Annotated in this window: 9 protein-coding genes; 8 read left to right on the top strand and 1 reads right to left on the bottom strand. The window is 41.7% G+C overall.

The genetic code is table 11. From position 1 onward, the window contains the following. Positions 1-3 precede the first annotated feature (3 nt). On the bottom strand, positions 4-1,287 hold the full coding sequence (locus tag GTK47_RS16350) for a citrate synthase (RefSeq protein ID WP_109393447.1): 1,284 nt from the start codon (positions 1,285-1,287) through the stop codon (positions 4-6). 623 nt (positions 1,288-1,910) lie between these two features. Here GTK47_RS16350 and sdhC point away from each other — a divergent pair. From sdhC to sucD, 8 genes are all read left to right on the top strand, one after another. Continuing rightward, positions 1,911-2,291 (top strand): succinate dehydrogenase cytochrome b556 subunit, encoded by a 381-nt coding sequence (gene sdhC / locus GTK47_RS16345; RefSeq protein WP_129586864.1) that lies wholly within the window; start codon positions 1,911-1,913, stop codon positions 2,289-2,291. Beyond that, a complete protein-coding gene (gene sdhD, locus GTK47_RS16340; RefSeq protein WP_006537664.1) occupies positions 2,285-2,629 on the top strand; it encodes a succinate dehydrogenase membrane anchor subunit in 345 nt (114 codons plus the stop codon). The genes sdhC and sdhD overlap by 7 nt, the downstream gene beginning before the upstream one ends. Beyond that, a complete protein-coding gene (sdhA, locus tag GTK47_RS16335; RefSeq protein WP_023581183.1) occupies positions 2,629-4,395 on the top strand; it encodes a succinate dehydrogenase flavoprotein subunit in 1,767 nt (588 codons plus the stop codon). Before sdhD ends, sdhA begins: the two co-directional genes overlap by 1 nt. A 34-nt stretch (positions 4,396-4,429) precedes the next feature. Then, complete coding sequence (locus GTK47_RS16330) at positions 4,430-5,146, top strand: succinate dehydrogenase iron-sulfur subunit (RefSeq protein WP_006537662.1); 717 nt, start codon at positions 4,430-4,432, stop codon at positions 5,144-5,146. Between the two features lie 245 nt (positions 5,147-5,391). Continuing rightward, on the top strand, positions 5,392-8,196 hold the full coding sequence (gene sucA / locus GTK47_RS16325; RefSeq protein WP_165125195.1) for a 2-oxoglutarate dehydrogenase E1 component: 2,805 nt from the start codon (positions 5,392-5,394) through the stop codon (positions 8,194-8,196). Positions 8,197-8,209: 13 nt separating this feature from the next. Next, positions 8,210-9,415: a 2-oxoglutarate dehydrogenase complex dihydrolipoyllysine-residue succinyltransferase gene (odhB, locus tag GTK47_RS16320; RefSeq protein WP_088493413.1), complete on the top strand. Its 1,206-nt coding sequence runs from the start codon at positions 8,210-8,212 to the stop codon at positions 9,413-9,415. Positions 9,416-9,576: 161 nt separating this feature from the next. After that, a complete protein-coding gene (gene sucC, locus GTK47_RS16315; protein ID WP_075671649.1) occupies positions 9,577-10,743 on the top strand; it encodes an ADP-forming succinate--CoA ligase subunit beta in 1,167 nt (388 codons plus the stop codon). Next, positions 10,743-11,612: a succinate--CoA ligase subunit alpha gene (gene sucD / locus GTK47_RS16310; protein WP_006537657.1), complete on the top strand. Its 870-nt coding sequence runs from the start codon at positions 10,743-10,745 to the stop codon at positions 11,610-11,612. The genes sucC and sucD overlap by 1 nt, the downstream gene beginning before the upstream one ends. Positions 11,613-12,329 lie beyond the last annotated feature (717 nt).

The following is a 12,329-nucleotide window of genomic DNA, read 5'->3' as shown; positions in this document are numbered from 1 at the left end:
CAATTATTTCTTTTTAATTTCACTTTTGAAATTACGCTCATCATAACCGGTATAAAGCTGACGAGGACGCGCAATTTTCAGACCATCTTCGTGCATTTCATTCCAGTGGGCGATCCAGCCAATTGTACGTGCAATAGCAAAAATAACAGTAAACATATTGGATGGAATACCTAACGCTTTCAGAATAATACCAGAATAGAAGTCAACGTTAGGGTACAGTTTTTTCTCAATAAAATACGGGTCGTTTAGGGCAATACGTTCTAATTCCATTGCCACTTCAAGCAAGCTGTCATTGAGGTTTAATTCTTTTAACACTTCATGACAGGTTTCACGCATTACTGTTGCACGAGGATCGTAGTTTTTGTAAACACGGTGACCAAAGCCCATTAAACGGAAGGAGTCATTTTTATCTTTTGCACGTTTAATAAATTCAGGAATGTGTTCAACCGTTTTGATCTCTTCCAGCATACGTAGACAAGCTTCGTTAGCTCCACCGTGAGCCGGTCCCCAAAGTGACGCGATACCCGCTGCGATACAGGCAAATGGATTTGCACCAGAAGAGCCCGCAGTACGTACAGTTGAGGTTGATGCATTTTGCTCGTGATCGGCGTGAAGGATGAAAATTCTATCCATTGCGCGTTCAAGTACTGGGTTAACGACATACTCTTCGCATGGTGTTGCAAACATCATATGCAAGAAGTTACCAGCATAGGAGAGGTCATTTCTTGGATAAACGAATGGTTGACCAATCGAGTATTTGTAACACATCGCTGCCACTGTTGGCATTTTTGATAGTAGGCGATAAGCCGTGATATCGCGGTGAACAGGATTACTAACATCCAGTGCATCGTGATAGAACGCAGCTAAAGCCCCTGTAACACCACATAGTACGGCCATTGGATGTGAGTCACGACGGAAGCCATTGAACAGTCGGGTAATTTGTTCATGGATCATAGTGTGACGAGTTACTGTGGTTTTAAATTTATCGTATTGCTCCTGTGTAGGTGCTTCACCGTACAGCAGGATATAACAGACTTCCAAGTATGTTGATTCAGTCGCTAATTGCCCGATAGGGAAACCACGGTGAAGTAAGATACCGTTATCACCATCAATAAAAGTGATTTTTGACTCACAAGAGGCGGTTGAGGTAAAGCCGGGATCATAGGTGTAATAACCTTTGGAGCCGAGAGTACGAATATCAATAACTTTGGAACCGAGTGTAGGGGATAGAACGTCCAAGTCTACAGATGTTTCAGCAATCGTTAGCTTAGCTTTGTTATCAGCCATTTATAATCTCCTTAGCGCTTATATGTCTCCTAACAAAGTCGAGGGTATCTTCATAAAGATGCACTTCGATAGTGAAACTATAGTTGATGTAAGGTACCCAGCCGAGTTTTATTTAATGCCCGTAATGTCTAGGTCTATAGTGTGTCACTTATGTTAAGGAGCTTTTGATGTTATGTTTTTTTAGGTGCTTTTTTATGCAATGCACTTAGAATTAGTACTGCTATCACTTTTACATAAGTTTGAGGTTTCTGGAAGCGTGTTTGCGCACAAAAAAAACATAAACATTAAAATAATGCAGTAAATGTAAGAAAAATGTTGTGTATGTGTCAAAAATGATAATCATTTTTGCATCAGATGTATTAAATAGTGATCCCTCTCACTGTTCGAGGCAAATGTCGGGCACACAAGTTGTGTGGTAATTGTAATAAGTTTGTGAAGCACTTATACTGCGCGCAGGTCTCCGGAACCGTTGTTGTATGGAGAACCAGCGTAACGAATCCACACTTTTTGTAAAATAGACGGATTTAACATTTTACTTAAAATGTGCCTTTGTACCCCATTCGCTGTTTGATTTCCATCCAGGTCCGGAGGAAGGAAAAATTATAAAAGCTGTGTGGGCATAAATTGTGAAAAAACAAAGACCTGTCAATCTGGATTTACAGACGATACAGTTTCCACTCCCTGCTATCGCATCGATCTTGCATCGTGTCTCTGGGGTTATCATGTTAGTCGCAGTTGGCATCTTACTGTGGTTACTTGGCACCTCTCTCTCCTCTCCTGAAGGATTTCAGCAAGCTGCTGAAATTATGACTGGCTTCTTCGCGAAATTTATTTTGTGGGGCATCCTAACAGCATTGGCGTATCACATTTGTGGTGGTATTCGTCATATGTTAATGGACTTCGGCTTTATTGATGAAACCTTGATTGTAGGTCGCAATTCAGCGGCAGCATCAATGGTTATTACAGTGATTTTATCAATATTGGCGGGGGTATTAGTATGGTAAGTAATTCTTCTACTTTAGGCCGTACTGGCATACAGGATTGGTTATTCCTTCGTGCTTCAGCCATTATTATCGTTTTATATGTTCTTTATCTTGTGGGATTTATTGCTACAACAGAAATAACCTATGAGGTATGGCGCGGATTCTTTAGCTCATCCTTAACCAAAGTGTTCACCATCTTGACTCTGCTTTCTATTCTTATTCACGCGTGGATCGGAATGTGGCAAGTGTTAACGGACTATATTAAACCGCTGGCATTACGCCTGACTTTACAACTGATTATTGTTGTTGCGCTGTTGGTTTATCTTATTTATGGAACAATTGTGGTGTGGGGTGTGTAATGAATCTGCCAGTAAGAGAGTTTGATGCTGTTGTTATTGGTGCGGGTGGTGCAGGTATGCGTGCCGCTTTACAGATTTCTCAAATGGGTCTGTCTTGTGCACTGATTTCTAAAGTTTTTCCTACTCGTTCTCATACTGTTTCCGCTCAAGGTGGTATTACTGTTGCATTGGGTAATACCCATGAGGATAACTGGGAATGGCATATGTACGATACGGTAAAAGGTTCCGACTATATTGGTGACCAAGACGCTATCGAATATATGTGTAAAACCGGCCCTGAAGCAATTTTAGAGCTGGAACATATGGGACTCCCGTTTTCTCGTCTAGATGATGGCCGTATTTATCAACGTCCATTTGGTGGTCAGTCAAAAAACTTTGGTGGTGAACAAGCTGCACGTACAGCTGCTGCCGCTGACCGTACTGGGCATGCATTGTTACATACCCTTTATCAGCAAAATTTAAAAAATCACACCACCATCTTTTCAGAGTGGTATTCACTCGATCTAGTGAAAAACCAAGATGGCGATATTGTTGGTTGTACTGCAATTTGCATTGAAACGGGTGAAGTCGTTTATTTCAAAGCCAACGCCACTATTTTAGCGACAGGCGGTGCTGGTCGTATTTACCAGTCAACCACAAATGCGCATATCAACACTGGTGATGGTGTAGGTATGGCGGTTCGCGCAGGTGTTCCTCTGCAAGATATGGAAATGTGGCAATTCCACCCAACTGGTATTGCGGGTGCTGGTGTGTTAGTGACTGAAGGTTGTCGTGGTGAAGGCGGATATCTGTTGAATAAAGACGGTGAACGCTTTATGGAACGTTATGCACCAAACGCCAAAGACCTTGCTGGCCGTGATGTGGTTGCACGTTCAATCATGATTGAAATTCGTGAAGGTCGTGGTTGTGATGGCCCTTGGGGTCCTCATGCGAAATTGAAACTAGACCATTTGGGTAAAGAAGTTCTTGAGTCTCGTTTACCAGGTATTCTTGATCTTTCCCGTACTTTCGCACACGTTGACCCAGTTAAAGAACCAATTCCTGTTATACCTACTTGTCACTATATGATGGGGGGGATTCCAACGAAAGTAACGGGTCAAGCTATTCGTGTGAACGAGAAGGGCGAAGACGTTGTTATTCCAGGATTGTTCGCAGTCGGTGAAATTGCTTGTGTATCTGTTCATGGTGCAAACCGCTTAGGTGGTAACTCACTGTTAGACCTCGTGGTATTTGGTCGTTCAGCAGGGGTTCACTTAAAAGAGTCACTAATGGAACAAGGTACTATGCGTGATGCGAGCGACTCTGATGTTGAAGCGGCATTAACGCGCTTAAATCGCTGGGAAAATAACCGTTCTGGTGAAGATCCAGTTGAGATCCGTAAAGCTCTGCAATCTTGTATGCAACATAACTTCTCGGTATTCCGTGAAGGGGATGCAATGGCAAAAGGCTTAGAAGAACTGAAAGTCATTCGTGAGCGCTTACAAAATGCACGACTGGATGATAATTCAAGTGAGTTTAATACACAGCGCATTGAGTGCTTAGAATTAGACAACCTGATGGAAACTGCTTATGCCACTGCGGTATCTGCAAACTTCCGTACAGAAAGCCGTGGAGCTCATAGCCGTTTCGATTTCCCAGAGCGTGATGATGCGAACTGGTTATGTCATACATTATATCAACCGCAAACCGAAACAATGACACGACGTGAAGTCAATATGCAGCCAAAACTGCGTGAAGCCTTCCCACCAAAAGTGCGTACATATTAATTAGCGGTGTTATTGAAGTTGCGGAGACTTAAATATGAAACTTGAATTTTCGATTTATCGTTACAATCCCGACGTTGATAATGCGCCGCATATGCAAGATTACACCCTAGAAGTTCCTGAAGGGCGTGACATGATGCTGTTGGATGCATTAATTCAACTAAAGGAAAAAGATCCTACCTTATCGTTCCGTCGTTCTTGTCGTGAAGGTGTTTGCGGCTCTGATGGCGTGAACATGAATGGTAAAAATGGTTTGGCTTGTATCACACCTATTTCATCTTTACAGAAAGGAAGTAAGAAAATTGTGATCAGACCGTTACCCGGTTTACCAGTAATTCGTGATTTAATAGTGGATATGACTCAGTTCTATACACAGTATGAGAAAATTCGCCCGTATTTAATTAATAATGGCAAAAATCCTCCTGCTCGCGAGAACTTACAGTCACCAGAACAGCGTGAAAAGCTTGATGGGCTTTACGATTGTATCCTTTGTGCTTGTTGTTCAACCTCTTGCCCGTCATTCTGGTGGAATCCAGATAAGTTTATCGGGCCTGCTGGATTGTTAGCGGCTTACCGTTTCTTGATTGATAGTCGCGATACAGAAACTGAATCTCGTCTTGATGATCTTAACGATGCGTTCAGTGTGTTCCGTTGTCATGGCATCATGAACTGTGTCAGCGTATGTCCTAAAGGACTCAATCCAACAAAAGCGATTGGTCATATTAAGTCAATGTTGTTAAAACGTAGTGCATAAAATAATAACCGCCCTAAAATAGTTAGGGCGGTTAATGGAAAAACTAAGTTAGACGTTTGCGGTAAAAATAGTAAGGCACCTTTAAACACTGTAAGACAGTGCTTAAAGGTTCCTTGAGAGCTAAAGCTCCATATTTAAAGAACCTGCGAGATAGCGGGTCATAAGAGAACCTTGCAATCGACACCGTTTAATCACGGTATTAGTTATCCACGGCGAACTAAAGCTGTATAGCTTAAGGGATCATAATGCAGAACGGCGCAATGAAGGACTGGCTAGAATCAACTTTTCTAGCAGGAGAGAATCAGTCTTACATAGAAGATATCTATGAAGATTACCTAACTGACCCAAACTCTGTTGACGAAAGTTGGAGAGAGATTTTTCAACAACTGCCCGCAAGTCAAGGCATAGAACAGTCGCATTCTCAAACCCGCGACTACTTCAGACGCCTCGCAAAAGAATCCACTCGATATCATACCTCGGTAAGCGATCCGGCAATGGACTCAAAACAAGTTAAAGTTTTGCAGCTCATAAATGCCTTCCGTTTTCGTGGTCACCAAAACGCTAATCTCGACCCGCTTGGTTTATGGAAACAAGAATCTGTTCCAGATTTAGATCCTGCTTTCCATAATCTAACTAAAGAAGACTTTGAAGAAACCTTCAACGTCGGTTCTTTTGCTATCGGCAAAGAAACGATGAAATTAGGTGATTTATATGAAGCACTGAAACGCATTTATTGTGGTTCAATCGGTGCTGAATATATGCATATCACTAATACTGAAGAAAAACGCTGGCTACAACAACGTTTAGAATCAGTGAATGTTGCAGACCAATTCACTAAAGAAGAAAAGTTACGCTTCCTGACAGAGCTAACAGCAGCTGAAGGTTTAGAGCGCTATTTAGGTGCGAAATTCCCAGGTGCAAAACGCTTCTCTTTAGAAGGTGGTGATGCATTAGTTCCGATGTTAAAAGATTTAATTCGCCATGCAGGTAAACAAGACACTCGTGAAGTGGTTCTTGGTATGGCGCACCGTGGACGTTTAAACGTTCTGGTTAATATCCTAGGTAAAAAACCGGCTGATTTGTTTGATGAATTTGCGGGTATTCACAAAGAACATTTGGGAACCGGTGATGTTAAATATCACCAAGGTTTCTCATCTGATTTTGCGACTGAAGGGGCTCAAGTCCACCTTGCATTAGCCTTTAACCCATCTCACCTAGAGATTGTTAGCCCAGTTGTAATTGGTTCTGTTCGTGCTCGTCGTGATCGCCTAGATGAAGCACGTAGCAATATGGTTCTTCCTATCACTATTCATGGTGATGCGGCAGTGACAGGTCAAGGTGTTGTACAAGAAACCTTGAACATGTCTCAAGCGCGCGGTTATGAAGTTGGTGGTACAGTTCGTATTGTTATCAATAACCAAGTTGGTTTTACGACTTCAAATCCAAAAGATGCCCGTTCAACACAATATTGTACTGATATTGTGAAAATGGTTCAGGCACCAATTTTCCACGTTAATGCAGATGATCCTGAAGCGGTGGCTTTTGTGACTCGCTTAGCATTGGATTTCCGTAATACCTTTAAACGCGATGTTATGATTGATCTCGTTTGTTACCGTCGTCATGGTCACAACGAAGCGGATGAGCCAAATGCAACTCAGCCTCTGATGTATCAAAAAATCAAAAAACATCCAACACCACGTAAAATTTATGCGGATAAACTGGTTGCTCAATCACTGCTTGATGCCAATGATGTGACTGAACTGGTTAATCTCTATCGTGATGCGCTGGATCGTGGTGACTGTGTTGTTGAAGAATACCGTCCAATGGGTCTGCATTCTTACACATGGGAACCGTATTTGAATCATGAATGGAATGAAGAATACCCACATAAAGTAGAAAAAGCGCGTTTACAAGATTTAGCGCGTCGAGTGAGTACCGTTCCTTCAGAAATCGTGATGCAATCTCGTGTTGAGAAAATTTATGCTGACCGTGCTGTTATGGCTGAAGGTGAGAAACTACTCGACTGGGGTGCGGCAGAAACATTAGCGTATGCGACTTTAGTTGACCAAGGTATTACCATTCGTCTTTCTGGCGAAGATGCGGGACGAGGTACATTCTTCCATCGTCATGCCGTTATTCATAACCAAACTAATGGTTCTGTTTATGTACCATTAGCCAATGTTCATAATGCTCAAGGACAATTTAATGTCTGGGATTCTGTATTAACAGAAGAGGCTGTACTTGCGTTTGAATATGGTTATGCCACAACAGAACCTCGCGGTTTAACAATTTGGGAAGCACAATTTGGTGACTTCGCAAACGTTGCCCAAGTCGTTATCGACCAATTTATTAGCTCAGGTGAGCAAAAATGGGGTCGTATGTGTGGGTTAGTCATGCTATTACCGCACGGCTATGAAGGCCAAGGCCCAGAGCACTCCTCTGCACGTTTAGAACGTTATCTGCAACTGTGTGCAGAACAAAATATGCAGGTTTGTGTGCCATCAACTCCGGCTCAGGTTTACCATATGTTACGCCGTCAAGCGTTACGTGGTATGCGTCGCCCACTTATCGTAATGTCACCAAAATCACTGTTACGTCATCCATTAGCGGTTTCTGAGTTGGATGAATTAGCAAATGGTAAATTCTTACCTGTCATTGGCGAAATGGATGATTTAAAACCTGCTGATGTGAAACGTGTTGTGATGTGTTCCGGTAAGGTTTACTACGATTTATTAGAACAGCGTCGTGCTAATGAGCAAAACAACGTTGCCATTATTCGTATTGAACAACTGTATCCATTCCCACACGAAGATATTGCGCAAATTCTCGCACCTTATGCTCATGTAAAAGAGTTTATTTGGTGTCAAGAAGAGCCTCTGAATCAAGGTGCTTGGTACTGTAGTCAGCATAACTTCCGTGATGCTATTCCAGCAGGCGCAACATTACGTTATGCAGGACGCCCTGCATCAGCCTCTCCAGCAGTTGGTTATACCTCTGTTCATCAGGAGCAACAAAAAGCTCTGGTTGAAGACGCACTGAAAGTTGAATAAATAAGGATAGAAAATGAGTAGTGTAGATATTCTAGTACCGGATCTCCCTGAATCAGTTGCTGACGCATCGGTCGCAACTTGGCATAAAAAACCTGGTGATAGCATTCAACGCGATGAAGTGCTGGTTGAAATCGAAACAGATAAAGTTGTTTTAGAAGTACCTGCAAGTGAAGCTGGTGTTCTAGAAAGTATTCTTGAAGAAGAAGGCGCTACTGTTGGTTCCCGCCAATTACTCGGTCGCATTCGTTTAGGTGATAGCACAGGCATTCCCGCTGATGTGAAACCAGCTCAAGATAGCACTCCAGCACAGCGTCAAAGTGCTGATATTGCTGAAAAAGGCAATAACGATGCATTAAGCCCAACTGCACGTCGCTTAGTGGCTGAACACGATATTAACCCTGCGGATGTGAAAGGCAGTGGTGTAGGCGGACGTTTAACTCGCCAAGATATCGAAGGTCATGTTGCGAATAAATCAACGACACAACCAGTAGCAGAAGTTCCTCAAGCACTGTTATCTCACCGTAGCGAAAAACGTGTACCAATGACACGTTTACGTAAACGTGTAGCAGAGCGCTTACTAGAAGCGAAAAACACCACTGCAATGTTGACAACGTTTAACGAAATCAACATGCAGCCAATCAAAGATTTACGTGCTCAGTATGGTGAAGCATTCGAAAAACGCCACGGTGTACGTTTAGGCTTTATGTCTTTCTACATTAAAGCGGTTGTTGAAGCACTGAAGCGCTATCCAGAAGTGAATGCTTCTATTGATGGCACTGATGTGGTTTATCACAACTACTTCGATATCAGTATTGCAGTATCAACACCTCGTGGTCTGGTAACGCCAGTATTACGTGATGCAGATGCTATGAGCATGGCGGATATTGAGAAGAACATCAAAGCGTTAGCTGTAAAAGGCCGTGACGGTAAGTTAACTGTTGAAGACTTAACAGGTGGTAACTTCACTATCACAAATGGCGGTGTTTTCGGTTCATTAATGTCAACTCCGATTATCAACCCACCACAAAGTGCCATTTTAGGGATGCATGCAATTAAAGATCGCCCAATGGCAGTAGACGGTCAGGTTGTTATTCTACCAATGATGTATCTGGCTCTGTCTTATGACCACCGTTTAATTGATGGTCGTGAGTCTGTCGGTTTCTTAGTAACCGTTAAAGAGATGCTAGAAGATCCAGCTCGTTTATTACTGGATGTATAGGTAATAAATATCGCTTTTAGGCAGGAGATGCTCCTCCTGCCTACTTAGCAACAGACACAAGCATCAAAGAAGTACAGTGTGTTCGTGAAGCCAGATTTCTCTGGCTTATAGTCAAAAAAATAAGAAAGCCCGACTTTCAACAAGATTATGGATAGAACATCATGAATTTACACGAGTATCAGGCAAAACAGCTTTTCACACGGTATGGATTACCAGCACCTGCTGGTTTCGCCTGCTCCACACCGCGCGAGGCAGAAGAAGCTGCATCAAAAATCGGTCAAGGCCCTTGGGTCGTGAAATGTCAGGTTCACGCGGGTGGACGTGGTAAAGCGGGCGGCGTAAAAGTCGTTAAATCTAAAGAAGAGATCCGCGCATTTGCTGAACAATGGTTAGGCAAACGTTTAGTCACTTATCAAACAGACGCTAACGGTCAGCCTGTTACACAGATTTTGGTTGAAGCAGCTACCGATATCGCTAAAGAGCTTTATCTTGGTGCGGTTGTTGACCGTGGCACCCGTCGCGTTGTCTTTATGGCATCAACGGAAGGTGGCGTTGAAATTGAGAAAGTGGCTGAAGAAACACCTGAGCTTATTCATCGCGCAATTATTGATCCACTGACTGGCCCAATGCCTTATCAGGGAAGAGAATTAGCATTTAAACTGGGTTTAAAAGGCAAGCAAGTTAGTCAATTTGCTAAAATCTTTATGGGATTAGCCTCTATTTTCTTAGAGCGTGATCTCGCTTTAATCGAAATTAACCCACTGGTTATTACTAAAGAAGACGATTTGATTTGCCTTGATGGCAAATTAGGCGTAGATAGCAACGCGTTATATCGTCAGCCAGAAATGCGTGAAATGCACGATCCTTCACAAGAAGATCCTCGTGAAGCACAAGCGGCACAATGGGAACTGAACTACGTTGCATTAGATGGCAATATTGGTTGTATGGTTAATGGTGCTGGTTTAGCGATGGGTACAATGGATATCGTTAAACTTCACGGTGGCGAGCCTGCAAACTTCCTCGATGTAGGTGGTGGTGCAACAAAAGAGCGCGTAACTGAAGCATTTAAGATTATTTTGTCAGATGAAAATGTCAGCGCTGTATTAGTCAACATTTTCGGCGGTATTGTTCGTTGTGACTTAATCGCAGACGGTATTATTGGCGCAGTTGAAGAAGTTGGCGTTAATGTTCCTGTGGTTGTTCGTCTCGAAGGAAACAATGCAGAGTTAGGCACCAAAAAATTAGCAGATAGTGGATTAAATATTATCGCTGCTAAAAGCTTAACGGATGCCGCGAAACAAGTTGTTGCAGCAGCGGAGGCAAAATAATGTCTATTTTAATTGATAAGAATACCAAAGTAATTTGCCAAGGCTTCACTGGTAGCCAAGGAACATTCCACTCTGAGCAAGCTATTGCTTATGGTACGCAAATGGTCGGTGGTGTTACGCCGGGTAAAGGCGGTACTACGCACTTAGGTTTACCTGTATTCAATACAGTACGTGAAGCCGTTGAAGCAACAGGTGCAACGGCGACAGTTATCTATGTACCTGCGCCATTTTGTAAAGATTCAATCTTAGAGGCGATTGATGCAGGTATCAAACTAATTATTACTATTACAGAAGGTATTCCTACACTGGATATGCTGACTGTTAAAGTTAAATTAGATGAAGCTGGCGTACGTATGATTGGCCCTAACTGCCCGGGTGTTATCACTCCGGGTGAATGTAAGATTGGTATTATGCCAGGTCATATTCACTTACCAGGTAAAGTAGGTATTGTATCGCGTTCAGGTACATTAACTTATGAAGCGGTTAAGCAAACAACGGATGTTGGCTTAGGTCAATCAACCTGTGTTGGTATTGGTGGAGACCCAATTCCGGGTTCTAACTTTATTGATATTCTGAAGCTATTCCAAGAAGATCCACAAACAGAAGCGATTGTGATGATCGGTGAAATTGGTGGTACAGCGGAAGAAGAAGCGGCTGCTTATATCAAAGATCACGTCACTAAGCCTGTAGTCGGTTATATCGCTGGTGTAACAGCACCTAAAGGCAAACGTATGGGACATGCGGGTGCAATTATTGCTGGTGGTAAAGGCACAGCGGATGAGAAATTCGCTGCCCTTGAAGCTGCAGGCGTTAAAACAGTTCGTAGCTTAGCAGATATCGGTGAAGCGATTAAATCACTGATCAAATAAGTAACAATTCTGTTAATGATTTCAGATTGATACTATCTTGAATGCCAGTTTCTAAAAAAGAAGCTGGCATTTTTTATTTCTAGTTTCCCTTAAAAGGCTATATCAATAGCTAATATTGTAATTAGCACATCAACCTCCTACCTAAATTTATTCTAATGAACTGTTTTATATTGTCTTTTTTGAAAATTGATCTGTATGCAAAATATTGTTTCTCTATTTATTAACTTTCTTGTGGCACCTAAAAGTAATGATATAAGCTAGGAATAGATACCTTGAATTGTTAAAAATAATATTTTAAATGCATGTTTTTAGTAAAAAAGAGTGTTAATAAGAAAAAATGAACACTTATTTTATGTTGTTCTCAATATAGGTACTTCTATAAATATCGTAATAATTAGCTTTAAATCTGTACTAGGATCATGCTGTAACGCTGATTTTTACTAAGGAGATAGACTTTTAAACATGTTAATGAATGGATGAGGAGTAGAGGAGATAAGGTCTTTAATAGCAAAAAATATCTTTTTATTATGTTAGAACATCAAAATGACGATTAAAGGGGAATTATGGCCTCCTTATCACTATAAGAATTGATAATAAGAAGTTGGCAAGTATCTTGAAAAACACTTTGTTTAAATACGAAAATACAATAAAAATTTTTTTTATTTTTTCTAGCAGTATTCAAATAACGGCTTGTTTTTATTTTTTATCTAATTGATT

Origin of the sequence: Proteus sp. ZN5, from assembly GCF_011046025.1 — a bacterium.
Lineage (GTDB): Bacteria > Pseudomonadota > Gammaproteobacteria > Enterobacterales > Enterobacteriaceae > Proteus.
The sequence above is the reverse complement of the archived record's forward strand: the minus strand, read 5'-3'. Positions and strand labels throughout refer to the sequence as shown.